Raw genomic sequence first — 24,683 nt, forward strand, 5'->3', positions numbered from 1 at the left:
ATTCAGATGATTGATAATATCAAAAATTTTGTCTTCTAAGTTTTTCTCTGATGTACATTCGAGCAGTAATTGACCAATGATTAGATGGGTTTGCTGTTTTCGACCTTCGGGAATCAAAGAATAAGCAGCTTGTTGAACGCGATCATGTAGGAAGCGATAACCGACAGCAATACCATCCCTTTTCTCTTCATTTTGTTCCCATCCTTGAAAAAACTTATAGGCTTCGCTCTTCGGCAAAATCAACCCTTCTCGCAAGACACTCCATAAAGCAGCAGCCACTTCCTCAAATGGGGTTTCACAAATAATCGCTAAGGTCTCTAACTCAAATTGATTGCCGATACAAGCGGCTAATTTCAGCACTTTTTGGGTTGCTTCTGGCAACTTATGCAACCTTCCGGCCATAAATTCCACCACATCCGAAGTGAGAGCTGCATCTTGCACCTTCACCAAATCGCATTCCCAATATCCTAAATTTCGATTAAAAGTAATCAACTCATCCTGATACAATCCTTTTAAGAACTGAGTGGTAAAAAATGGATTTCCTTTTGTCTTTTGATAGATTAAATCTGTTAAAGGAGTGGCTAATTCCACCGAACAACTCAGGGTTTCCGCCACTAATTGATTGATATGATTAACAGATAACGGTGCCAGAGTAATTGTCGAAATCGTTGTGTTTTGTTTCTCCAACTCTGCCAAAGTTAACATCAACGGATGAGCCGGGAAAACTTCGTTATCTCGATATGCCCCCAAAAGGAGCAAATATCCCCTTTGAGTATCTCCCATCAGCACTTTCAACAAATTTAACGATGCTGAGTCTACCCATTGCAAGTCATCAAGAAACAGGGTTAAGGGATGCTCAATTGTTGTAAAAACGGCGATAAATTTCTCAAACAGAAGGTTAAAGCGATTTTGGGCTGCACTGCCTTCTAGTTGGGGGACGGGAGGCTGCGCTCCCATAATCCTTTCTAGTTCAGGAATAACTTCAATGAGTACTTGTCCATTTTCTCCCACTGCTTCTAGTATTTTGGCTTTCCACTGTTGCAATTCGGCATCACTTTCTCCGAGTAATTGCCCCATGAGGTCTCGGAAAGCTTGGACGAAGGCTGAGAAGGGAATGTTCCGATTGAATTGGTCGTATTTGCCTTTGATGAAGTATCCTTTCTGTCTGGTGATGGGTTTGTGTACTTCATTCACTACTGCTGTTTTCCCAATGCCTGAATATCCTGCTACCAGCATCATTTCGGCTCTTCCCCCCTTGCTAAGGGGGGTTAGGGGGGATACTACTCTTTCAAAGGCATTGAGAAGGGTTTGTACTTCTTTTTCACGTCCATAGAGCTTTTCTGGGATATTGAAGCGATCGCTTCTATCTTGCTCTCCCAAGATAAACGGTTCAATTTTTCCCGTTTCTTCATATTCAATCTTACATTTTTCTAGGTCATATTTTAGCCCCAATCCACTTTGATACCTTTCTTCCGCATTTTTGGCCATCAATTTCACGATAATATTGGCTAGGGCTCTCGGAACTAGGGCTTCAGGAATTGGAGGTGGTGTTTTAGCGATGTGTGCGTGTACCAATTCTAGGGGGTCTTTACTTTCAAAAGGGCGTTTTCCTGTCAACAGTTCGTAAAATGTGACTCCCAAAGAATAAAAATCACTGCGATAGTCTATCCCTCTATTCATCCTTCCTGTTTGTTCGGGAGAAATATAAGCGAGAGTTCCTTCTAAGACATTGGGAGTTTGCAAACTTGTTCGTTCTTTGGGCAGTAACGATGAGATACTAAAGTCTATTAATTTTACTTGTTTTGTTTCTGGATGAATTAATATATTTGCTGGTTTGATATCTTTATGAATTATTTGATTTTGATGGAGATGGTGCAGAATTTCTGCTAGAGATAGAGCGATTTGCCAAAATTGTTGAAGAGATACTGACAATTGGCGTTGATATTCGGCTAGGGATATGGCTCCTATATCTTCCATGATTAGAGCATAGCCATTTTTGTAACGCAAGAGGGAGTAAGGTTTGATAATACCGGGGATGTCTAGATTTTTGGCAATGGCGTATTGGTTTCTAAACTGTACTAATTCGTTAAAGTTCGGATATTCCTGACCCATTAGTTTGACAATTACGGGTTGCCCGCTCTCTATGTTTCTACCCCGATAGACTAGGGTTCTATCGCTTTCGTGAATGAGTTCATGAACTTGATAATTAGCAATTTTCATTCTTTTTTTCCTTCTGGTAATAAATTTGAATGTTGATATAATTCTATGTCTAAAGGTAGACTTTTTTTGCCATCATTTCGGATGTGTTGTTACGGTAACTATACCATTAAAGGAAAAAATTTATTTCTCAAGGGGAGATTGGATATGGCGAGGTCTCCCGCTCTTGCAGAGGAGCTGCCTCTTGCAGAGGAGCTGCCTCTTGCAGAGGAGCTGCCTCTTGCAGAGGAGCTGCCTCTTGCAGAGGAGCTGCCTCTTGCAGAGGAGCTTCGCTAACGCTAACGCTAACGCTAACGCTAACGCTTTTCATGTCGCGCAGCGTTAACGAAGTTGTGCGGAACGCTAAACGCCATATCCAATCGACCAAGAGAAATAAATCTTTTCCTTTTAGTCAATCCTCTCCCTAAAAGGGAGAGGTAATTATCCATTAATGAAGCTCTTTAGATTTCATAGCTTGATTCACCAACGCCACATATTCTACTGACTGAGGGAACTGCTCCCAAAAACCTTCTAGCAAACCCTTCGCACCCCAAATGGAAATAGAAGTCGAAGTTAAAGATGGAGACAAGATTAAGGAAAACTGCCAGAAATAGCATATTATTTCCGTCTGACATCAAAAAGGAAACGCTTGCTTGATCCGACCTTACACTCCGCCATTAAAGAATGTATTGACCTACTTATATATCTGGAAGATGAAGGATACAGAACCTACAAAGATATAGGTCAAATCTTTAATTTGCACCCTAAGGAAGCCTATCATAGATGCTTAATCTTGTTACGTCGATTTGACTTCTGTTGAAAATTGTAGGCAGTGTGGGCAAAAGGCATTTTATGGCCAAAAATAGTCTGAGCTTATCCACGAAAATGCTTTTCTCCTAGCTGAAACACTGAGTGCTGATTGCCATATTTTAATGACCCATTTTGGGTAATTTCCCAGTCTCTATTTCCACTTTTCTCCCATTGCTTATGATCAAACCCTGCCTTATGAGGGAGGTAAACCCAACATTCGAGTGGATAAATTTCCGAGTTTTATGAAGTTTTGATGAAGTTGTTAGGGGTTTATCAAATTTGCACAAACTTCATATACAATCTTGAATAAATTTATCTGAAACCCTTGACTAAAAAGAACTACAGGAATTTAAAACACCCTCGTAAATTTTTTGGGCCTTATTTTTTTCACTTAAATACTGCTACACATACTTAGATTTTGCTCATGGTCTGTTTCCTTGTTAATGCTTGTCAATATAAATAATATTAGATATCAATAAAACTGTATATCTGCAACACAGAAAATCAAGTATCAAATTTTTATCCGTTTCTTTATCCCCCGATAATTCGTAATAATAGTCAATTATAAATTACTAAAAACTTAAATTAGTAACAGTTCATTAGGGTTAAATAAATTTAAATTTTCACCATATATAATTTGACTATCATCTTGATTTTATTTATTTTAAAGCAATAAAAACTGATAAAAATTTGTAGTTTCTTTTTTAGAAAGACCAATATTATTAATCTTGAGACTAATTATGAAGGTTTGATGAAGTTGCGTAGAACTACTTGCTATTGAAATAATTTCAGCATTAATATCTATTTATACATACAAGTTATTAATTTTTAATAACCTCAATTCCTTCTAGTTTACTTAGACTTTTGAGGTTTTAGATCTATGTTTGTGATTCTCAGGAGTAGAAATGTTGACAGAAAATACTTTGGTTAAAGGTAGTCGTTCTAGTATTGAGCGTCAGCTTAGGAAGAAAAAACTTAAATCTATCTCAAAAATATTAATATTGACCATTTTATGTGCGGATGGGTTATTTTTGACAGGATTTATTGGGTATCGTTTATATGGGAAATGGGTTGAGGCTAATCAAAGTATATATCCCCCAGGAGTTGAAGAAGATCGAGCGATATCTCCTACATCAATTCCTTGGATTAAAAGCAAAGCAGAATGTCTAGGTTCTAATAGAATTTGGGAAGATGGTAAATGCTTTGACTCTGAATGGAGCCATTTATTTTAAATATTGGGTAGTGGTGTACAAGTAGTGATATTCTTAAAAAATTTAAGTGGGCAAGCAAATACTGTTCCTCTCAAACTAAGAATTAGATATATTTTCTGTTGCCTTCTGGAGAAGAGTAAATATATTTAAAAATACGTTTTTTTCTGCAAACCATGATACCAATTTAATAAATATTTGTTACAAATAGCTAGGGGATTTGTTAGGAGTCAGGAGGAATGATTCAGGAGGATAGAGTCAGAATGAATAGCTTTAGTACCATTTATTAGTTCATAACTTATCTTATTAGTCAAAGAGACATCTACTGTAAATTCTCTTGATCTGGCTTATTATTCGTAACATTCTTTTTTCATGCATGGTCTAATTCGGCGCTCATTCTCCCCCCAAACCCTTATCTCCCCATTCCCTGCTTCACAAAAGGGTTTTAGGAGTTTCAGATCTGGAATAGCTTTGAAAGGGAGGATGGAAACCACGGATATAAAAGCCAAAGTTTTGATCGAGAATCACAAAAGTAGCCAGCAGGAAAGATAGAAAAAAAGGAAAATACAGATGAGTACAAATTTACAAAATTTTTGAATTATAACAGTATACAGAATGGAAAAGTGGTCATAAGCTGTTAATAGAACCTTAATTTTTTCTATAGGAGCAAGTCCCAATGACTACTACCACAAAATTTAATCCCTATCTGATGGGTAATTTTGCCCCAGTCAGCAAAGAAATAACTGCTGAAAACCTAGAAATCAAAGGCGAACTCCCTAGAGATTTGTCAGGAATGTATGTGAGAAATGGCCCTAATCCTCAATTTGCGCCTCTAGGTAAATATGATTGGATGGATGGTGATGGAATGCTTCATGGGGTAAGGATTAGTGGTGGTAGGGCAGAATATCGGAACCGCTATGTACGGACCGGAGGATTTGAAGTAGAAAAAGACTTGGGTTATGCAGTATGGAGTGGCAGATTAGAACCTCCTCAAATAAATAATCCCTATGGCCCCTATAAAAATGTGGCCAATAATGGTGTAACTTTTCACAATGGCAAGTTATTAGCTCTTTGGGAAGCAGGTTTACCTTATGGGGTTGAAGTTCCTAGTCTAGAAAAAATAGGTCCCTATTTGTGTGATGGTTACTTAGATTCTGCTTTTACTGCTCATCCGAAAGTTGACCCCATGACTGGAGAATTGATATTTTTTGGTTACGCTCTTGATGCACCTCCATATTTAAAATATGGTGTAATTTCTAATAACGGGGAGCTATTGCAGACAGTACCAATTAATGTACCCGTCCCAACTGGCCCACATGATTTTGCCATCACAAAAAACTATACAGTTTTGATGGATTTACCATTACGGTTCCGTCCAGAACGAGAAGAACAAGGTTTACCTGCTTGGATGTTTGAAACTGGAGTGCCAAGTCGTTTTGGTATCTTACCTCGGTATGGGAACAATGAAGATATTCGCTGGTTTGAAGCTCAACCTTGCTATATCAATCATATTCTTAATGCTTATGAATTTGGGGATGAAGTGGTAATGTATGGTTGTCGGATGAGTTCGACTCATTTGTATCCTGGTACTTTTAGAGACCCTGATGAAAATATTCCTCGAATGTATGGATGGGCATTTAATCTCAAGACTGGCGCAGTGAGAGAGGGAATGTTAGATAAGAGACCGTCAGAGTTTCCTTGTATTAATAATAGGTATGTGGGGCGCGAAATGCGTTATGGTTATACTTCGAGAATGGCATCTTTGCGACCATTGTTTGACGGGATTATTAAATATGACTTTGGTACTGGTAGATCGCTACCCCATGATTTTGGTGAAAGTCGTTATGGGGGTGCTGTGACGTTTGCACCGAGAATAGGTGCTATTGATGAGGATGATGGTTGGTTGTTGACGTTTGTGTATGATCAGAAAGAGAAACGTTCTGAATTATTGGTCATAGATGCTCAGGATATGAGGGGTGAACCTGTAGCGCGGGTAATGTTACCTCAGAGAGTACCTTATGGTTTTCATGGTACTTGGGTGTCTGAGATGCAGTTGATAACAAATAGTTAACTAGCTATCAGCTTTGAGCAGCTCGGGGTTAAAATTCCCGAAACTATTGCTGAGGATGCTTTAGGAGTGGTTAAAATCCCCTTATCGCAAGCAAAAAAAATGAAGTGTGGTAACCGCTTCCTTAAAATTTCTTTTCTTGAGGAAAAGAAAGTTAAGCGATCGCTCTTTTGGGTTGACATGGAAGAGGAGCGATCGCCATTTTATAGCGCTTTTCATTAACATAGAATACAGATCATTAACGCACCGAAAGATTATGGGGGAGGCGGTGCGTTACATTTCATTAACGCACCCTACAACTTCACTTTTCAGATCAAATCTGCTTAATTCGGTATAAAAAAATGTTCCATCTTCAGTTATTGCTATATCTCCCCATCTCCCCATCTCCCCAGCATCTTTATCTCCCCAGCATCTTTATCTAATTACACCAATGCTACCGGATTTGATATCATGTTGCGAAGCAAAACGCACCCTAGTGTTTTGTTTTAGTTTGGTGATAATATGCAATATATTAACTGCTGTATATAACATCTAACTATGCAAACTACTGACTTTCTCTCTCAGCTCAATTTATCCCAACGGCAAGCAGTACAACATTTCTGCGGACCAATGTTGGTTGTGGCAGGTGCTGGTTCGGGCAAAACTAGGGCATTGACTTATCGTGTGGCCCATCTAATTCGTCATCATCGGGTACACCCAGAAAATATTCTGGCGGTGACGTTTACAAATAAAGCTGCAAGGGAAATGAAGGATCGTATTGAGAGACTGTTTGCCCAACAACAGGCGGAAGCTAAATATGGTAAACCATTTTCAGCATTGACACCGGAGGAACAAACAAGGTTGCGATCGCAGGTTTACAAAAATATTACTAAGCATTTATGGATGGGAACGTTTCATAGTCTTTGCGCTCGGATTCTGCGGTTTGATATTAATAAATATCAGGATGAAAAAAAACGTCGTTGGGATAAAAATTTTTCTATTTTTGATGAAAGTGATGCTCAAAGTTTAGTTAAGCAAATTGTTACTAAACAGCTAAATTTGGATGATAAAAAATTTGAACCACGTTCTATCAGATATGCTATTGGTAATGCTAAAAATAAAGGAATGTCACCTCTAGAATATCAAAGAGCAGAGCCAGATTATCGGGGTAGGGTAATTGCTGAAGTCTATGGAATTTATCAAGATAATTTGGCTGCAAATAATGCTCTTGATTTTGATGATCTAATCAGAATACCTGTGGAATTATTTCGGCAAAATGAGCAAGTATTGGCTTATTGGCATCAACATTTTAATCATATTTTAGTGGATGAATATCAAGATACTAATCGAACTCAATACAATTTTATTAGATTTTTAGCCACTAATGGTGAAGACCCTAGATATTTTAATAACTGGAAAAATCGTTCTGTTTTTGTGGTGGGAGATGTAGACCAATCTATTTATTCCTTCCGCATGGCAGATTATACAATTTTGCTGGAATTTCAGAATGATTTTGGTGATGGTTTGCCTGATGAAGATACCCGAACAATGATTAAGTTGGAGGAAAATTATCGCTCGCGAGAAAATATTCTGGAAGTGGCGAATAGATTGATTGAAAATAATACTCAACGTATTGATAAAATTCTCAAACCAACCAGGGGTTTAGGGGAAGAAATTTATTGTTATGAGGCAGAAGATGAGCGAGAAGAAGCGGAGTTTGTTTGTAGCAAAATTCAGGAAATTACAGACCAAAACCCAGAATTAGATTTAGGCAGTTTTGCTGTGCTTTATCGGACTAATTCTCAGTCACGCCCCCTGGAAGAAGCCTTGATTCATTATGATATTAAATATGTGATAATTGGGGGTTTAAGATTTTATGACCGGAAAGAAATTAAGGATGCTTTGGCTTATTTGCGGGCAATTGCGAATCCTGCTGATACTGTTAGTTTGCTCAGAATTATTAATACTCCGAGAAGGGGAATTGGTAAGACAACTATTGATAGTTTATTAAGTGCTAGTGTCCAGATGGGAATACCTTTATGGGAAATAATTAACGATCGAACTTCTGTTAATGCTTTGGCAGGTCGTTCATCAAAGGCTGTGAATAAATTTGCTGAGATAATTCAACATTGGCAAGATGAGGTGGAAAATTTGACTGCTCTGGAAATTGTTGAGGGAATTTTGGAGGATTCTGGTTATATTGAAGAGTTGAAAAAACAGGGTACGGAAGATGCAGATAACAGACTGGCAAATTTAGGAGAATTATGTAGTGCTGTGGCTCAGTTTCAAGAGGATAATGAAGATACAACTTTAGGAGGTTTTTTGGCAAATGCTTCTTTGGCTTCTGATTTAGATAACCTCCAAGATGGGCACGAAGCTGTATCGTTAATGACGTTACATTCGGCTAAAGGTTTAGAATTTCCAGTAGTATTTATGGTTGGTTTGGAACAAGGTTTGTTACCTCATTTTCGGAGTATAGATGACCCTTTATCTTTGGAAGAAGAAAGGCGACTTTGTTATGTAGGAATTACCAGGGCACAAGAACAATTATTTCTTTCTTATGCCACTGAAAGGCGACAATTTTGGGGAGCGCGAGATGCCACAATTCCATCTCAATTTTTGGGTGAGTTACCGGGAGATTTGGTTAATACTAATGCTATGAAAAAGGTAATTTATCGCTCAAAACGTCAAAGTAAAAAGACTAAAAATACTGCTGTTCAAAAATCTGTAAATAATCCAACAGAAAATTGGCAAGTTGGGGATAAAGTGATGCACGAAAATTTTGGCGTGGGGTTGGTAACTAATGTTTTAGGTGAGGGAAGAAAGATGAGTTTAGGTATCAAGTTTGGTAAGAGTAAAAAAATTATCGATCCTAAAACTGCACCAATGGAAAAGTTGAATTGAAAAAGTATACCGTTTCACGGAAGTTAAAAGTCAAAAGCAAGGGGAGATGGCTTTGTAGTAATCTTATTGCGTATCAATTTCATCTAACCTAGTTTTGCTTTTGGCAATTACCAATTTTGAGGAATTTAAAGTACAAATCTATTGTATTTCATTATTCTTCACTATCGATAACAGCAGGAATATCGCGAGCAGCATGAAGTATTCGTACCACATCAATACAGTCATCTTGAGTGAGATAAAAAATTAAGTGCTTGTTAAACCGTTCTACTAAACTTACCCAAACTTACCCATAAGGGTTTTGGAGCTAGCTTCCTGTTTCACAGAAGATCACTGACCGCAGTCTGCAACTTATCTTCTCCACAGGCTTCTTCTCGGTGGGAACTCCACCTACTGACGCGCATAGTTTTCTAAGTTAACAGCAGCATTAAAGTCTCTGTCTGTCTCCAAACCACAGTAATAACATTTGTAAGTTCTCTTGTGCAACGGCATTTTCTGTTGATGCCCACACTGAGAACATAATTGAGAGCTTGGATAAAATCTATCTGCTATTATTAGCTCACTGCCGTACCACTCGCACTTGTATGATAACTGACGCTTAAATTCATAAAAGCCACAATCGGCGATGGCGCTTGCTAGCTTGTGGTTTTTGAGCATTCCGCTTACATTCAAATCTTCTATCACTATGGTGCTGTGGTTTTTAGCTAACCATGTTGTTAGTTTATGTAGTGTATCTGCTCTAATATCTGCTACTTTTTTGTGCACTCTTGCTAGTTTTTTTACCGCTTTAGCTCTGTTTTTAGAGCCTGGCTCTTTTTTCTGGACACGGCGTTGATAACGAGTTAATCGTTTTTTGGCTTGCTTATATGCTTTGACATTAGCATACTTGGTTCCATCACTACAGGTGGCTAGAGTATTTATTCCTACATCAACACCGATAATATCTCGTTGTTTTGGAGTCGGATTCGGTTCTGACTCCAAATCGTATTTAAAGCTAATATACCAATTATTTGCACGTTTTGATATGGTAACATTTTTAACTGGTACAGAAGGTAAAATTTCATAAGTTTTTACTATTCCTATTCTTGGTAGTTTGATATAGTTTCCTTTCAGGATTTTAATACTTCCTTCTAGATAGAAACTATCTTTTTTTCCTTTTTTCTTAAACTTGGGAAATCCACGTTTAGGAATAGTTAGAAAGTTTTTAAATGCCCTCTCTAAATCTCTTAATGCTTGTTGAGGGGCACACTTTGACACTTCATAATACCAGGTATTTTCACTTTTGACTTCAGCTACCAAACCCTTGTGCAAAGTGATAGCACTCAGTCGTTTCTTGGTAGCTTCGTATTCAGAAATGCAAGTTGCTAGTCCCCAGTTATAAGCAGTCAGGAGCTACACCCGCGTGTTTGGCGAGTATGGTTTTTTGTTGATTATTGACTTTTAATTTAGTCTTGATTGATTGCATTTCAATTTTTCGGCCACCTCTTTTAATAGTTTCATAAGTTAGACATAAATCTAGTATATCACAGTAAATGTCTACTTATGTTAAATTTTGTCCAATTATTTTAATACTGTTAATAGCCCCTTGACTGCCAGCTTCCGCAAACCTGCTAAACTAGAATTTTGTACTGGACTACCTATACCAGGCATCTTCGCCAGTTGCGAGATAGTCTCTCTGGTGGCATCAAAAAATCGCAATGCTGCATCCATATTATCTTAAGCAATATAAGCAAATTGCTGGTCCAAATCGTCGCTTGCTTTTGGTCTAATTACAATTTGTCGCGTCATCTACTTTAATCGCTTAATTTTTCTACAAGCGCACTACGTTTTTGTTCCCACCAACTTTCTGTGACTTTAATAGGCGGGCCACTGTTGATACCTTCTAACAACATGGTTTCTAATTCGGTCGTTTGCTGTTGGTCTCTATATATTAAATGTAAGATGTATTCGCTGGCATTGTTGTAGTTACCAGAAGCAATTTGTTGATTAACAAATTCTTGCATGGATTCAGGAATTGAGATATTAAGTGTTTTCATAATTTATTTACCTCCTAGAGTAAATGGTAAAAGATAATTGAGATTTTGTCAAATCTGGGTTAGTGGCGATCGCTCTAGTTATATCTCCAGAAGGAAAAAGCGATCGCTCCTCAAAGGTAGTTGGTTTTAGAGAGGCTATCGCTCGTGCTTTGTTTAATCTTCTATATCTGCAAGCATCCAGATATCTATACCCGGACTGGGATGGCGTAAAGCAGTATCGTTAGTCAGAAAAACTGTGCATCCTGCTTCTATGGCAGTTGCCAGATGCAAGGCATCTACTAAACCTAAGTTACTGCTTCCTCTTAGACTTGCTGCTGTAATTACCGTTGTTCTGCTAATACTGCAAAAAGTGAGATTAGGAAATTTTGGTAGTTCCGTTGCATACTCTCGGGCAATTTCAACTTCTCCCTCACGCAAAGGTTTGACCATGAGTTCTGCCAAGACTAAATCGCAAGCAAAGCCTTGACACTTTCCTTGTTCGATGGCTGCAAAAATTTTGAGGACTCGATCGCCAAATTCTAGGTTGCCTTCTAGGGCGTAAATAAAAATTACGCTGTCTAGAGCTATTTTGGCTCCTTCTAATTCTTCTAATCTCGCCATGATTGCCTTTGAGAGCGAATATAGTTGATGGCATCTTCGTCTTGCCAGAGTTGGCGATGTTTGCCGAAGATGCGCGATGTGTGGCTAATTTCTGGCACTATGACTACGGTGCCATCGACTATTTTTAGTTCTAGGCGATCGCCTGGTTGCCACTTTAGGGCATCGCGCAATTCGGGAGGAATGACTATTTGATATTCTTCTCCTAGTTTGGTTGTGGTCATTAGGTTAGTTCGAGTATGTTTGAGTGCGGGCTCTATTATATCATATTTGAGGCATTGGTGTCAGCGATCGCTCCTCAAACCTGGTTGGTTTTGGAGAGGCGATCGCTAAGGAATCGGCAATTCACAGTAGGTTGGGTTTCGTTCCTCAAGCAAACATTAACATTTTGTGTGATAAAAATACATTTTCAACTTTTGTAGAGGCAAAGTATTAGGGTAATAATTCATGGGTTTGATTGGAGATTTACGATCCAACCCTTGATAATAAACCATAAAACAAACAAAATAAAGCATTAAACTTTTCTCAAGATGACCAAACAAATAAATCGAAAACTAATAATTTTTATCGCATTCCTACTATGGTCTTATCCTAAGACTCTTCAATAACCCACTGTTCAAATATTTTTGCTCCAATTTTATACTGTTCATCATCAAGTTTTTGAATTACTCCTGTACCAGCTAATACCTCAAGAGCATCTGCTATTTCACCAATGCTTAAATCAACTTTTTTACCTAGAGATTCAGTTGTTCCCATTCTCTTTTCTATCAATTTTAAATAAACCGATCGCTCAATTGGGCTAAAACTATAACTCTTTTTTTTATTATCCCACCAAGCAGAAAAATCTCCATCATATTGACGAATTAAATTGTTAATTAAACTATCTATTACATAAGATTTATCTGAATTTTTATAATCAAAAATTGTGTTGAGTAATTGCTGGAGCAAATATGGATGACCGCCAGAAAATTCAATTATTTGCTCAATTTCTTCGTTAGTGAGGAAAATATTTTCAACTTGACGACGGTAGGCAATTAGTTGTCGTACATCTGCTTCTTTCAGAGATCCTAACCATTCTACTTCAGCAATGTTGAGTAGGGGAGAACCAACTTTCTGTTGATAATCTTTTAAGTCTCGATAACCAGAAAAAATTAGACCGACAAATGCTTTGAGGGCAGTGTCTGTATCTTTCAAAGCTCGGAGATAACTCCAAGCATCGTTTGCCCATTTCTGATTCACAATAAATTCTGCACCATCTATTAAATAGCAAACGCCTGTAAAATTTTTCTTTTGCAATGATTTCAGTATTCTGAGTAAGTCTTGACGGAAATCTTCATTGAGCAGGCGACGTTCGTAGTCTGGGTTAGTTACTTTTAAGGAAACCCCTACTTTTTTAGGCAAACCTACATTTATCTCTCCTCCCGGAATTTGTCGTAGTAAACGACGGTAACTTTTACGCCAATTAGATAACGTACCTTCTTTATATTCAGCAAAAGCTTCTTGGAGGCGGGCAATCATTAAATAGCGCAGATGGTCTAAATTTTCTGGTCGCTCTTGTTGCAAGTTGAATAACACTGGAAATGCCCGATAGTCGGAATTGCTAGAGGTCAGAAACCGATGTTGAATCGCATTTAACAAGCTGATTTTTCCCAGACGACGACCTCCTAATAAGATGCGCACTGAAAAAGGCGATCGCTCAACAGCTTTCAAAATATCATTTCTCCCAAAAAAGTAACGGCTGTCTGCTATTGGGAGTTTAAAATCTGGTCTTATGAAAGTTGCCACTCTTGCGCCTCCTGTTGTTTCATTTGCATTCTTAACCATTGAGTCAGAAGTGGTAATTTTATTTGATATATATCTTCTGCTCCTAACTCTTGCCGTAGGATTAAACCAACTGATTCTAACCACAGCAAAGCATCTAAACACTCACTTTCTGTCAATTTATTTTCTAGTTTTTTCAGTATAACAGATGATGGAATTCCTGACTCAAGTTTTTCATTGCAAGCAAGCAACCGCATAATTGCCATTGCTGACTGAAACTCCCGTTTTTCTATGTCTCCCCAAATATTTTGCCCGCAGTAATCTTTTAATACTCCTGAATAAGTGAAGGGTTTGCTCAAATAACGTTCGGCATCAGCAAAGTGGATATTTCCTTCATGCTCTTTTGCCACTTTCTTGCACAATAAACTTGCTAATTGGCGAGATACAAACGGATGTCCGCCACTCCGAATATGAATTTCACTCTGAGTTGCTGCGTCAAAAGTAATTCCCATTAAGTTTCCAATATCAGTCAACATTCGAGTCGTTTCATCGGCAGAAAACGGCACGACAAAAATTTCCTTGAAAAAGTTAAACACGGGATTAGTAGGTACATTAGGTTGTTTCCATTGATTAATGCGGTTAATATCTGGATGGACATCCGCCACCAGTAGGGAAAGAGAACGTTTTTCCTGACTGACTGCTCGTAACGCTCCGAAGAAAGCATTGCACTCCTCCGCTCGCTCCTTTGCATCTGTCTCAGTGGGAATAATGCGCTCAATTTCATCTAGAAAAATTAGAATGGGAAGTTGATAACCGACTTCAGTGAGTTGTTGAGTCAAATTTTGCAAATGTTGAGTAAATTCTGTTGTCAGATGTGCGGCAGGGCGATCGCTCTCAAATAATTTAGGGCGACTCACAATTTTGGGGGAACGGGACTCAATTAGTTGAGACAGTTTTGACAAAATTTGATTAAACAATTCTGCACCATAACGTGGTTTGCCTCCGTAAGATTGCAAGTCAATATGAACCAAAGGATTTTCTCGCATCGCAAACCCTAATTGCAACAACAACGAAGTTTTCCCAGACTTGCGCAAACCAAAAATGCCAATACCCTGACCTCGACGTAGATTTTCTTCCAAACGTTGTAACAGTTCCCCGCGACCAAAAAATGTGAGAGTATCACCGATGGCATTGCGGTCATCAAATAGGTCTGCTCCTGGTAAATAGCGCTCTGTGTAATCAGCTAAAAGTCCTGAAGATTCTTTCTCCTCTCGTAGTGCTTTTTCCACTGCTGTTAGAGGAATGGGAATGAGGATAAAGCGATCGCGCAATCTTACCTCGGCCATTCGCATTCGGAAGAGAGTATCTGGTGGTTCCCGATACAGAATAATTCCTGCTTGTTGTTGGTTGGATTTTTTCATTTTGGTTGCCTGTTGGACTAGCTCAACTACATCTTGAGCGTCCGGTTGCTCTATTGCTAAGGAGACAGGTATGGGAATGTAAGGTTTGAGCTTGCCTGTAGCAGAAGTAATTTGCAGTCCATGTTTGCCATTGTTGCTGGTTTTTGCCCCTGCTTTTTGCAGAAATTTTTGCACATCAATTTTTAATCTATCTGTCACTTCTCGATTTTGTTTCGCTCGAAGTCTCGATCTGCTCCAACGTAGAAATAATTCTGGGCGATACCAAAATAGTAAACCTCCAGCTAACACCAGGGAACTTAAACTTAGGAAAAAACCTCGGCGGAAATTTCTAGCATAATGACTTCTAATTTCTGACTTAAAACCAACCATAGATTTACGAATGGCTTCCATATCTTCCTGTTCATATCCTCCTACACTTTCCCACAAAGCATCCCTCGGCAATAGTTCATTATTATAGTGAAGTTTGATAAAGCTTTCCATATCTCGTAGTGCTTCTTCTAAATATGAGACTGCTTGTTTCAATTCTTCCAGTGAAGGAGCTTTGGAAATAGGTCTACGTTCAATATCTGCTGCCATTTCCTGAAAAATTGATGCGGTACTGGAGCGCACCTGGCGTTCAGAACTACTTAAAGCATTGGATAGAGTCGGTGCTACAGACATCCCCATGTATCTGAGGGCAAATTTGGCGCTGGCAAGGGCTGAGTCATTCTCAGTTTCCAGAGCATCAATTAATTGGGGAGCTGCGGGAAGACCAATTTCTATCAAGGAAAAAGTTGCTCTCAAGCGCACGACTTCATCTGTGTCTTCTAGGGCAGCAATGAGAACTGGAATAACAGTATCGGGATGTTGGTTGAATTTTCCTAAAGCTTTTGCTGCCTGACTGCGAACCTGCCAATTTGGGTTGTTTTTGATCTGTTCGATATAATTATTAATATCTGTCTGGGATATCTCGTTGTGAGAAACTGTTTGTAAACTTACAAAAACCTCTCTCCAAACCTCTCTCCTACGAGGAGAGAGGCTTTGACTTCCCCCTTCCCTTGCAGGGAAGGGGGGCAGGGGGGTTAGGTTTTTTGTTGGCTTTCCTTCCTCAATCCAACCTACAACTAATGTGATGTTGATAAGGGTAATAGTCAAGGCAAGTAACTTAAATTTCATAATTAAGTTCAATTCTACTTTTTACTTTAGTGGGGTACGATCGCTATAGGTTAAAGGTAGGTCTCTATCTTTTGCCCATTCTGGCTGTTTTTCTAGTGAAATTGTCATTGTGCCGTCTTCAGTAACTTGGTAGATGTATTGGCGATCGCTACAGAATTTCGAGTCTAAATTTGGAAATGAATCAGGCCACTTTCCTTGTTGCTTTGCTAGTTTCTTGACTTGCAGAATTTTCTGGGTGAATTCTAGTTCTAGCATACGTTTTGCTGCTTTTAAGTCTTGATTTGTCCAAGAAGTAGGCGATATATACTCGTAAAAAAGATTCCACCCAGCTAGATTTATTGTTGATGTTTCTTTTGGCAAACAAATATTTATTGTAGGTAGCTGCTCAAGACCCTGGTTCATCTTTCGATAATAATCAATTGCTGAGAATCTTAAGTAAGGCTTTGATAGAGGATTATTAATCAAAAAACTTAACAAAAATAATTGATAATTTGCTAATTCTTCTATATCAAAATAATATGACAATTCAAATTCCTCACCTGTTGTAATGTAGAAATCGAGGTTCCTAATAACATTATACGTACCCAAATGCTCTATTTCTATAGTTTTCAGAACAGATAAGCGATAATCATGTTTAAGTAAACGTTCCTGCCAATAAGGTGAGAGATTATCAATCTTACGAATGACTCCTGTCTGAAAGCTACCTATAAGAGACTGTTTGTAAAATAAGTATTAAGAGAACATGCGAGTGACTAAAATCTAAAAGCGGTAATACTTCAAGAGATTGAAATTTGGTAGGTAGAGAAGTATTCAGTACATATATTCCTAGATTTTTAAGCGACAAATATTTGTCTTGATTTCTTCCTCCTTATTCCCTATTCCCTATTCCCTATTCCCTGTTCCCTGTTCCCTGTTCCCTGTTCCCTGTTCCCTATCTCCTTTTTATATTTCCTTTACAAACAATCTCTAATCAATGCAACTAATTGACCAATTAAAGTGCTGCTATTTTGAAGGGATTGACTAATTCTCCACGAAACTTCTAACATTTCCCTAGCTTCTTGATTTTTTCCCTGACGTTGTTTTTCTAAAATATCTAGAGCCAGAATTTTTTGAAAGTTATCTAAGCTCAAGTATGATGGAAGAGCAACTGTATCATCTCCCTCTAAATAGGAGATAGATATCTCTATTGGTTCCTCCAGCTTGGGTAATTCACTATTTAAAACATGATTTTGAAGTTTCTTCAAGGCATCAGCTTTAGACTTTAAATAATTCTGTAACTCTTGTGGTGCAGGATCGATTTCATCATTAGGTTTTGAGATTTGACTATCAATATATTGACTGAGTAATTCCTGAATCCGCTCGAAGTCATCATTATTAGATGCCTTAAAATCTGGATGATACCCCATATAGTCTCCAAATTTAAAAACACCTTGACCATTTGCTTTGCCAATTCCTCCCATTCCAAATTCTTTTGACAATATAGCTTCCAGTTTCAAAGCAGAATTATTAGGCTCTGGATCGGGATATTTTTCCTCTAATTTCTTCACTTTTCGTACAATTTCCCTCTCAATCTCCTTTTCTAAGTGAGAAGCTAGAAGATTTCCACCTATCATCCAGAGTGCCAACACCCCGATGACACCAAACACCAACCAACGAAAAAATGTGAGTTTAGATTTAAACATGAGGACAACAGAAAGTTTAAAAGTTCAAGAAAGCGAATTCTAGATAATCATTCTTCGGTAGTACATAAACTCGTATTTATACTTAAAATTTAACACAAAAATATTCTATAGCGCTTCTTTAATCTATGAGGTACAGTTTTAGATCCCCCCCGCCCCCAGATCCCCCCTAACCCCCCTTACTAAGGGGGGAACCCCTTAAAAAGGGGGGAGCCTTCAAAGTCCCCCTTTTTAAGGGGGATTTAGGGGGATCGTAAAATAAAGCATTAAACTTTTCTCAAAATGACCAAAAAAATCAATCAAAAACTAATAATTTTCCTCGCCTTTCTACTATTATCATTCTTCCTAAGATTCTGGACTTTATTTGTATCTGTACTAGACAAAGACGAAAGCATCTATATTTTAGCAGCAGATAGTCTATTAAATAGCAACCTTCCTTATATAGAAATTTGGGATAACAAACCTCCAGGCATTTTTATCTTGTTTTCCCTGACAATGCTAATTTTGGGAAATTCTATAGTATCTATCAGAATCCTATCTATTATTGCCACAACTTTTACCAGTTATTTTTTATATAGAATTGGTGCAACTATCGACGCAAAGCATGGAGAGAAAATTGGATTATTGGCAGGAAGTTTGTATGCTATTTTTTCTCTACATAATGATGGTGCGGCTGCCAATGCAGAAATTTTATTTGCTCCTTTCGTTACGGGGGCATTTTTGTTATTGTTTCAGGATAGGAAATTATCAAATATTAAAGTATTTCTGATTGGTCTAATTTTGGGAATTGGGATGCAAATAAAATATTTGGTAATTATGGATGTTTTGGGATTAGTTTTATTGGGGAGTTGGTTTAGGAAGGAAGAAGAAGTCAGGAGTCAGGAGTCAGGATTCAGGAGTCAGGAGGAAGAATTAAACAGGAAAGAAAATGGGAAATCTGTAAATAATTTTCAGGGATTAATAAAAGAAATATTTTCATTTTCCTTATTTAGGTTTTATCTGATTTTAGGTGCAGGCTTAATTTTACCCGCAGTTATTATCGGAGTTATTTATCAATTTTCTGGATATTTTGACGAATATATTTATGCGACTCTCATAGCTAATAGTAAGTATGTGGGGATGTTTAATTTTTCCTGGTCTGACCTTTTGAGTAGACTCAGAAAACAGGTATTGGGAAATATTTTATTGTGGTTATGTTTGTTCTGGAGTCCGATTTACTTATTTGTATTTGCTAGAGGTAAGTTTAAACAGGAACGAAATTTTATCTATTTATTTCTGTGGTTTTGCTGTACTTTTTTGGCAGTTTTATTATCTAAGCGATTTTATAATCATTACTTTTTACAGTTATTACCACCTTTATGTTTAATTAGTGGATATGTGATTATTAAGTCTGCTTATTTACCTGAAAAAAAATCAGTAGAGGCACATAACTATGGAGAAGCAAGGGAACTGAAAAAAACAAGTGGTAAAAGTCAAATCCCTACTTTGATAAATTCCCAAAAATTCTCTGAAATTATCCGCGTATCCCTGTCAAAAATTCCTGTATTGCCTTCCTTTGCCAACATAATTATGTTCTTGATTTTAATATATCCTTTTGCTCAAGCTGGCTATAATAAGTTAACTAAAAATTGGGAATTTATCTATTATCGGTATATCCAAAAAATAGATACATGGGATGACCGTGAAGCTTTTATTGCTAAATATTTGAGACAGAGAATTAAATCGACAGATTATATTTATGTAGTCAACTATGAACCGATAATCTATTACTTAGTGCCCACAAAAATTCCTACAAAATATGCTTTCCCCAGTCATTTAACAGCCATGTCTCAGATTTTGCCTACTAATCCTCTGCAAGAATTAGATAAAATTATGGCGAAAAATCCCAGTTATATTTTACTAGCAGAAAAAGATAATATTAGTCCTGAATATAGAAATGCTCTGAATCAATATTTAGAAGCAAATTACTTTCTAGAAACCACAATTCAAAATGTGAGGTTATATCGATATTATGGCAATAGAAGTAGGAGAGTAGGGGAGTGAGGGAGTGGGGGAGTAGGGGAGAATTCAAAATCAGAATAATTAACAAAAAGGTGATTCAATCTGTATTAATTACTTAATAACTGAAGTGTTATTCAAAGATAGGGTTATTTTTGGTAGTTGGTATAATTCGGCAAGCAGGAAATAGAAAAGAAGAAAAATAACTTTACCTAAGTAACTCAATAAAAGCCATAGATAATTAAATTATCATTTAATCAACAGTTTCTTGATGAGTATATATTTGCCCAATGTACAATAATGCAAATTGGCGATCGCTAATTTTGCCAAGTAATAAGAAAAGTTAAAAATTCTAGTCAAAATACCAGTGATTATGGTAAATAAAAAAAGTATAGAGTATAGCTTTAAGCATTCAGCATTCAGCTCAAGTGGCTGTAAATGATTGCAAGAAAATTGCAGTGAGAGCATCTTGCTCCCTTACTAGAAATTGTTCATCCCCATGTACCATTACTATGCAAGACTATCTTATTATCAACTAAAATTTTCAGTTCATACAAGAAATTTTTGACTTTATAACTTCTATGAAACGGTATGATGACTACAGATCCAGAAAAATATATTCTTGCTCTCGACCTGGGTACAACAGGCAACCGAGCAATATTATTCAACTCTCAAGGTGCTAGTGTCGGTCAAGCTTACAAAGAGCTTACCCAATATTATCCATATCCGGGTTGGTTAGAACACGATCCTGAAGAAATCTGGGAAGACACTTATACAATTATAAAGCAAGTTTTCCGAGATACTGGTGTTTCTGTCTCAAAGGTAGAAGCTATCGGTTTAACAGTACAACGAGAAACCTGTCTCCTCTGGGATAAAACCACAGGTAAACCCCTTCATAAAGCTATCGTTTGGCAAGACCGCCGCACTGCATCTTTATGTCAAGAATTAGCAGAAAAAGGTGAAGCACAAAAAATTCATCAGCGCACTGGATTAATTTTAGATGCTTATTTCTCTGCTACTAAACTATCTTGGTTGTTAGACTGGGTAAAGGAAGAAAAACTCAATATTGACCTCAAAAATATCTTAGCAGGTACTATCGATACTTGGATTTTGTGGAAACTAACTGGTGGAAAAGTTCACGCCACCGACCATAGTAACGCTAGTCGTACAATGTTAATGAATATCGAATCTCTAGACTGGGATCGGGAATTATTAGACCTGTTTCAAATACCTAGAGAAATTATGCCAGAAATTAAACCTAGTTTCGGCATATTCGGCAATACAAAAGCAGATTTATTCGGTGCGTCAATTCCTATCGCTACAGTGTTAGGAGACCAACAAGCAGCATTATTTGCTCACGGTTGCAACTTACCAGGAATGTCAAAATGCACCTACGGTACAGGTAGCTTTTTAATAGCAAACACTGGAGATAGTCTGACGAAATCTCAAAATCAACTTTTATCAACTATAGCTTGGAGTCAGCAAGCAAACGATAAACTTAAAGCAACTTACGCTCTGGAAGGAGCAATGTTTACGACAGGAGCTTGTCTTCAGTGGTTGCGCGACGGGATAAAACTTATTGACTCTGCAGCAGAAACCGAAAATTTGGCGCTACAAGTAAAAGATACTAATGGTGTTTATTTTGTACCTGCTTTAAGTGGTCTTGGCGCACCCCACTGGGATATGAATGCTCGCGGTGCTTTTCTGGGAATTACTGGGGGTGTGAAGCGAGAAAATATGGTCAGAGCAGTTTTGGAAGCGATCGCTTTTCAGGTTAAAGAGGTTGTGGATGCTATGAATAAGGATAGCGAGTTTTCCATAGCAAAGCTTAAGGTTGATGGTGGAGTTTCTCAAAATAATTTTTTGATGCAATTTCAGGCAGACTTGTTGGGTATTCCGGTTGAGCGCCCTGCTTTTATTGATGCTACAGCTCAAGGTGCTGCTTTTGCTGCTGGTTTGACAATAGGTTTGTGGGATGATTATCAGAAATTGCTGAGTAATAGTCAAGCAGAGCAGGTATTTAATCCTAGCGAAAATGTTGAATTAGTTCAGGAGAGTTTTGTCGTTTGGCAAAAAGCTGTTAGTAGGGCAAAGAATTGGATTGAATAATTGTTTTTAGTAATTATTTGCTGTTTGATTTTCAGTGTCATTGTCAGGAGAGCACTACGCGCAAGTCAAAAGTCAAAAGTAATCTCTGAGTGAGTTTTTGCTGCCCAAATGCTCGGTAAACACGATTTACCAATTTCCGCGCCCTAAATGCGTTGCTATAACAGCAATCCCATGTCGAGTTGAATACCTAGAAATAGTTATGGTAGTTCCTGAAGCAGCTAAAATATGTATAAATTATCCCAATGTAATTTTGTAATTTTATTAATTTATAAAGGAGAATAGTAGTATGAGTCTTAAAAATTCCATCACAGGAATTGTAGAAAATATAGCAATTGGAGGAGGGGGTAGTTCATCTGCAACTCTTGCTCCTGAAAAGTCTGGTCAAGTTGTTAATAAGCCATATCCCAACTACAAAGTCATTGTTCTGAATGACGATGTAAATACATTTAAGCACGTCGCCGAATGTCTACAAAAATATATTCCTGGCATGACAAGCGATCGTGCTTGGGAACTGACTCACCAAGTTCATAACGAAGGTCAAGCGATCGTCTGGGTTGGACCTCTAGAACAAGCAGAATTGTACCATCAACAGTTGAGTCGCGCTGGCTTAACAATGGCCCCCTTGGAAAAAGCTTGAAGAAGTTTGTAAGTTTTAGGTTCAATCTTATGGGCGATTCGCTTTTGCGGAGCATTCCGTAGGAAATCGCCCCTACTACTCTTGACTCCTGTAGGGAATGGCAACTCGACCCTGCTACCAAAATATTAACAACTTAAATAGGATTCCTATAGCTGAATACTTACATCTTTAGTTGTCATAAAAGTTTTACCAGTAAATACTATTTATTTTTATCGAAAAATTCAGGTTTAAAGCCTTTCCTTTAAAGAAGAAACAAGAAAAAATTTTCCCTACTGCGTCAATCCTTTTCCTAAAAGGGAGAGCTAATTATCCATTATCCATTAATGAAGTCCGCCCTGAGTTGATAACTACTATATTGAGGCAGTACAAAAGGCTGGGTAAATTATTAAATCAGTGCTAGTTAAATGAACAGAAAATTTGCTCAATAAAAATATTAACAATCACAGAGGAATGACGAGTCCATAAATAAATCTAACCAATAAATCCTGAAAAGATTCATGGTCTGATTGATGCCAATATGCCTCAACTGAATCTTCTTTAGCTTTTCCTTTAGGTTTTATCTTTGCTCTTTTTTTTAAATGCTTCTTCTTCGGTTTTATCTGCTTATACTTTTTTGGCTCAGTCTGGATGAGAGTATACTTTTTCTCAGTATAGGTAATAGTAGACATGGAAGCACCTCCTATTCTGGAATAAAATTATTTCTCTGTTGTCATAATGAGAAGAGAAATTTATTTCTATATACCTGGAACTATCTTCTTAGAGACTGTTTGTAAAATAAGTATTAAGAGAACATGCGAGTGACTAAAATCTAAAAGCGGTAATACTTCAAGAGATTGAAATTTGGTAGGTAGAGAAGTATTCAGTACATATATTCCTAGATTTTTAAGCGACAAATATTTGTCTTGATTTCTTCCTCCTTATTCCCTATTCCCTATTCCCTATTCCCTGTTCCCTGTTCCCTGTTCCCTGTTCCCTGTTCCCTATCTCCTTTTTATATTTCCTTTACAAACAATCTCTTATTTGCTTATTTTTGATGAAGTATTTTTTACTAGGTATTAAAACTTCTTTTTCATTATTATTTATTATAGCATATAAGTCAAGATGTACTTATGAATTTGTAACATTATGATAAATTTCTCAAAGCTGATAGCTAATATTATGTCTGCTAAATTAGTGATAGAACTCTGTTCCGCTTCCGCGAAAAAAAACTTTCTCCTACCTGCCTCCTGATACATTCTTTCTTCCCTATCCTGACTCTAGTAGGGGCAATTCATAAATTGCCCCCTACTGACTTCTCGCTAATTATTTCTAACTGTTCAACCGGACATAATATAAGTAAATAATTAGGTGGTGGTGCTCGCGTAATGGTAGAGAGAGTGTGGTCCGTGTGGGGGGTGTGGTCTGTGCGGGAGCGTGAGAAGAAATTAAAAAATATATATCTTCACCATTACAATGCAGGACTACCAATAATTAAAATCTAAAATTTCTTGGCAATTGTTATCAAGACAGATAAAATTCAATATGATTGTCTCTCAAAAATTAACATGGCCTATCGTAATCCCACTCCCACTGTTGACACTATTATTGAATTAATCAACCGACCAGGACGACCTATTGTACTGATTGAACGGCAAAACGAACCTTTTGGTTGGGCAATTCCTGGTGGGTTTGTTGACTATGGAGAATCTGTCGAAACTGCAGCGCGACGAGAGGCAAAAGAAGAGACAAGTTTAGAAGTAGAATTAATAGAACTATTGTATGTTTATTCTGACCCGAAGCGTGACCCTCGTCAGCATACTATGAGTGTGGTATTTATTGCCACTGCTACTGGGGAACCCAAAGCGGCAGATGATGCGAAAAATTTAGCTGTTTTTGAACCTTGGCAAATTCCTACAAATCTTTGTTTTGACCACGACCGTATTATTCAAGATTATTTGCGGTATCGTTATTATGGTTTGAGACCAAGAGTTGAGTAAGTTTGCTATTCAATTTGTTATGGTTTGGAGATATTGTTAATTCTCAGAAAATTGAGGAGCTATATAAAAATAAGTTGTACAAATTTTATCTAGGATAAATTGTGAAATATAGCTTCCATCAAAAAAACTGTTCAGGTTATTTTTACACGAGT

Annotated in this window: 21 protein-coding genes; 8 read left to right on the forward strand and 13 right to left on the reverse strand. The window is 37.5% G+C overall.

Translation table 11 applies throughout. From position 1 onward, the window contains the following. The 3 genes from ACP6PM_RS15800 to ACP6PM_RS15810 form a co-directional block, all read right to left on the reverse strand. Positions 1 to 2,220, reverse strand: a 2,220-nt coding sequence (locus ACP6PM_RS15800; protein WP_426586206.1) for an ATP-binding protein, incomplete at its 3' end; no start/stop codon positions are given. 127 nt (positions 2,221 to 2,347) lie between these two features. Beyond that, positions 2,348 to 2,584, reverse strand: a complete 237-nt coding sequence (locus tag ACP6PM_RS15805) for a hypothetical protein (RefSeq protein WP_426586208.1) — start codon at positions 2,582 to 2,584, stop codon at positions 2,348 to 2,350. A gap of 60 nt (positions 2,585 to 2,644) precedes the next feature. After that, on the reverse strand, positions 2,645 to 2,785 hold the full coding sequence (locus ACP6PM_RS15810) for a hypothetical protein (protein ID WP_426586210.1): 141 nt from the start codon (positions 2,783 to 2,785) through the stop codon (positions 2,645 to 2,647). A 1,126-nt stretch (positions 2,786 to 3,911) separates the two neighbouring features. On the opposite strand from ACP6PM_RS15810, the gene ACP6PM_RS15815 reads away from it, so the two are divergent. The 3 genes from ACP6PM_RS15815 to pcrA all read left to right on the forward strand — a co-directional run bounded on the left by ACP6PM_RS15815 (position 3,912) and on the right by pcrA (position 9,165). After that, a complete protein-coding gene (locus ACP6PM_RS15815) occupies positions 3,912 to 4,238 on the forward strand; it encodes a hypothetical protein (protein ID WP_426586212.1) in 327 nt (108 codons plus the stop codon). 652 nt (positions 4,239 to 4,890) lie between these two features. Beyond that, positions 4,891 to 6,285 (forward strand): carotenoid oxygenase family protein, encoded by a 1,395-nt coding sequence (locus tag ACP6PM_RS15820; protein ID WP_426586214.1) that lies wholly within the window; start codon positions 4,891 to 4,893, stop codon positions 6,283 to 6,285. Positions 6,286 to 6,819: 534 nt separating this feature from the next. Next, the gene (pcrA, locus tag ACP6PM_RS15825) at positions 6,820 to 9,165 is read left to right on the forward strand and encodes a DNA helicase PcrA (protein WP_426586216.1); all 2,346 of its coding nucleotides are present in this window, start codon (positions 6,820 to 6,822) and stop codon (positions 9,163 to 9,165) included. Positions 9,166 to 9,552: 387 nt separating this feature from the next. On the opposite strand, the gene ACP6PM_RS15830 is transcribed toward pcrA, so the two are convergent. The 5 genes from ACP6PM_RS15830 to ACP6PM_RS15850 form a co-directional block, all read right to left on the reverse strand. Beyond that, positions 9,553 to 10,551 carry an RNA-guided endonuclease InsQ/TnpB family protein gene (locus ACP6PM_RS15830; RefSeq protein ID WP_426586263.1) on the reverse strand — a complete coding sequence of 333 codons (999 nt, stop codon included), beginning with the start codon at positions 10,549 to 10,551 and terminating at the stop codon, positions 9,553 to 9,555. 171 nt (positions 10,552 to 10,722) lie between these two features. Next, positions 10,723 to 10,872 carry a type II toxin-antitoxin system RelE/ParE family toxin gene (locus ACP6PM_RS15835; protein ID WP_426586218.1) on the reverse strand — a complete coding sequence of 50 codons (150 nt, stop codon included), beginning with the start codon at positions 10,870 to 10,872 and terminating at the stop codon, positions 10,723 to 10,725. An 83-nt stretch (positions 10,873 to 10,955) separates the two neighbouring features. Continuing rightward, the gene (locus ACP6PM_RS15840; protein ID WP_426586220.1) at positions 10,956 to 11,198 is read right to left on the reverse strand and encodes a type II toxin-antitoxin system ParD family antitoxin; all 243 of its coding nucleotides are present in this window, start codon (positions 11,196 to 11,198) and stop codon (positions 10,956 to 10,958) included. A 153-nt stretch (positions 11,199 to 11,351) separates the two neighbouring features. Then, complete coding sequence (locus ACP6PM_RS15845) at positions 11,352 to 11,798, reverse strand: type II toxin-antitoxin system VapC family toxin (protein WP_426586222.1); 447 nt, start codon at positions 11,796 to 11,798, stop codon at positions 11,352 to 11,354. Then, entirely contained in the window at positions 11,786 to 12,019 is a 234-nt protein-coding gene (locus tag ACP6PM_RS15850; protein WP_426586224.1) for an AbrB/MazE/SpoVT family DNA-binding domain-containing protein, read from the reverse strand. The genes ACP6PM_RS15845 and ACP6PM_RS15850 overlap by 13 nt, the downstream gene beginning before the upstream one ends. A gap of 15 nt (positions 12,020 to 12,034) precedes the next feature. On the opposite strand from ACP6PM_RS15850, the gene ACP6PM_RS15855 reads away from it, so the two are divergent. Further along, a complete protein-coding gene (locus ACP6PM_RS15855) occupies positions 12,035 to 12,217 on the forward strand; it encodes a hypothetical protein (RefSeq protein WP_426586226.1) in 183 nt (60 codons plus the stop codon). 169 nt (positions 12,218 to 12,386) lie between these two features. Here ACP6PM_RS15855 and ACP6PM_RS15860 read toward each other — a convergent pair whose 3' ends face one another. The 4 genes from ACP6PM_RS15860 to ACP6PM_RS15875 form a co-directional block, all read right to left on the reverse strand. After that, a complete protein-coding gene (locus ACP6PM_RS15860) occupies positions 12,387 to 13,580 on the reverse strand; it encodes an ATP-binding protein (protein ID WP_426586228.1) in 1,194 nt (397 codons plus the stop codon). After that, positions 13,565 to 16,132, reverse strand: coding sequence for a HEAT repeat domain-containing protein (locus ACP6PM_RS15865; protein ID WP_426586230.1), 2,568 nt, complete (start codon positions 16,130 to 16,132; stop codon positions 13,565 to 13,567). Before ACP6PM_RS15865 ends, ACP6PM_RS15860 begins: the two co-directional genes overlap by 16 nt. 21 nt (positions 16,133 to 16,153) lie before the next feature. Then, positions 16,154 to 16,657: a hypothetical protein gene (locus tag ACP6PM_RS15870; protein ID WP_426586232.1), complete on the reverse strand. Its 504-nt coding sequence runs from the start codon at positions 16,655 to 16,657 to the stop codon at positions 16,154 to 16,156. A 428-nt stretch (positions 16,658 to 17,085) separates the two neighbouring features. Beyond that, positions 17,086 to 17,814 (reverse strand): hypothetical protein, encoded by a 729-nt coding sequence (locus ACP6PM_RS15875; protein WP_426586234.1) that lies wholly within the window; start codon positions 17,812 to 17,814, stop codon positions 17,086 to 17,088. Positions 17,815 to 18,093: 279 nt separating this feature from the next. Between ACP6PM_RS15875 and ACP6PM_RS15880 the strand changes: the two genes are divergently transcribed. The 3 genes from ACP6PM_RS15880 to clpS all read left to right on the forward strand — a co-directional run bounded on the left by ACP6PM_RS15880 (position 18,094) and on the right by clpS (position 22,555). Then, on the forward strand, positions 18,094 to 19,854 hold the full coding sequence (locus tag ACP6PM_RS15880) for an ArnT family glycosyltransferase (RefSeq protein ID WP_426586236.1): 1,761 nt from the start codon (positions 18,094 to 18,096) through the stop codon (positions 19,852 to 19,854). A gap of 549 nt (positions 19,855 to 20,403) precedes the next feature. After that, positions 20,404 to 21,918, forward strand: coding sequence for a glycerol kinase GlpK (glpK, locus tag ACP6PM_RS15885; protein WP_426586265.1), 1,515 nt, complete (start codon positions 20,404 to 20,406; stop codon positions 21,916 to 21,918). A gap of 286 nt (positions 21,919 to 22,204) precedes the next feature. Beyond that, positions 22,205 to 22,555 (forward strand): ATP-dependent Clp protease adapter ClpS, encoded by a 351-nt coding sequence (gene clpS / locus ACP6PM_RS15890; RefSeq protein WP_426586238.1) that lies wholly within the window; start codon positions 22,205 to 22,207, stop codon positions 22,553 to 22,555. 440 nt (positions 22,556 to 22,995) lie between these two features. Here the strand turns inward: clpS and ACP6PM_RS15895 are convergent, their stop codons facing one another. Further along, a complete protein-coding gene (locus ACP6PM_RS15895; protein WP_426586240.1) occupies positions 22,996 to 23,223 on the reverse strand; it encodes a hypothetical protein in 228 nt (75 codons plus the stop codon). A gap of 876 nt (positions 23,224 to 24,099) precedes the next feature. Here ACP6PM_RS15895 and ACP6PM_RS15900 point away from each other — a divergent pair. Next, a complete protein-coding gene (locus ACP6PM_RS15900) occupies positions 24,100 to 24,531 on the forward strand; it encodes an NUDIX domain-containing protein (RefSeq protein WP_426586267.1) in 432 nt (143 codons plus the stop codon). Positions 24,532 to 24,683: the final 152 nt, after the last annotated feature.

This window comes from Dapis brunnea BLCC-M229 (assembly GCF_050015995.1).
Lineage (GTDB): Bacteria > Cyanobacteriota > Cyanobacteriia > Cyanobacteriales > Microcoleaceae > Trichodesmium.

Excerpts from the sequence above, each read along its gene's own strand:
- ACP6PM_RS15815 (WP_426586212.1), top strand. The coding sequence starts at position 3,912 with ATGTTGACAGAAAATACTTTGGTTAAAGGTAGTCGTTCTAGTATTGAG.
- ACP6PM_RS15820 (WP_426586214.1), top strand. The coding sequence starts at position 4,891 with ATGACTACTACCACAAAATTTAATCCCTATCTGATGGGTAATTTTGCC.
- pcrA (WP_426586216.1), top strand. The coding sequence starts at position 6,820 with ATGCAAACTACTGACTTTCTCTCTCAGCTCAATTTATCCCAACGGCAA.
- ACP6PM_RS15835 (WP_426586218.1), bottom strand. The coding sequence starts at position 10,872 with ATGGATGCAGCATTGCGATTTTTTGATGCCACCAGAGAGACTATCTCG.
- ACP6PM_RS15840 (WP_426586220.1), bottom strand. The coding sequence starts at position 11,198 with ATGAAAACACTTAATATCTCAATTCCTGAATCCATGCAAGAATTTGTT.
- ACP6PM_RS15845 (WP_426586222.1), bottom strand. The coding sequence starts at position 11,798 with ATGGCGAGATTAGAAGAATTAGAAGGAGCCAAAATAGCTCTAGACAGC.
- ACP6PM_RS15850 (WP_426586224.1), bottom strand. The coding sequence starts at position 12,019 with ATGACCACAACCAAACTAGGAGAAGAATATCAAATAGTCATTCCTCCC.
- ACP6PM_RS15855 (WP_426586226.1), top strand. The coding sequence starts at position 12,035 with ATGTTTGAGTGCGGGCTCTATTATATCATATTTGAGGCATTGGTGTCA.
- ACP6PM_RS15865 (WP_426586230.1), bottom strand. The coding sequence starts at position 16,132 with ATGAAATTTAAGTTACTTGCCTTGACTATTACCCTTATCAACATCACA.
- ACP6PM_RS15875 (WP_426586234.1), bottom strand. The coding sequence starts at position 17,814 with ATGTTTAAATCTAAACTCACATTTTTTCGTTGGTTGGTGTTTGGTGTC.
- ACP6PM_RS15880 (WP_426586236.1), top strand. The coding sequence starts at position 18,094 with ATGACCAAAAAAATCAATCAAAAACTAATAATTTTCCTCGCCTTTCTA.
- glpK (WP_426586265.1), top strand. The coding sequence starts at position 20,404 with ATGACTACAGATCCAGAAAAATATATTCTTGCTCTCGACCTGGGTACA.
- clpS (WP_426586238.1), top strand. The coding sequence starts at position 22,205 with ATGAGTCTTAAAAATTCCATCACAGGAATTGTAGAAAATATAGCAATT.
- ACP6PM_RS15895 (WP_426586240.1), bottom strand. The coding sequence starts at position 23,223 with ATGTCTACTATTACCTATACTGAGAAAAAGTATACTCTCATCCAGACT.
- ACP6PM_RS15900 (WP_426586267.1), top strand. The coding sequence starts at position 24,100 with ATGGCCTATCGTAATCCCACTCCCACTGTTGACACTATTATTGAATTA.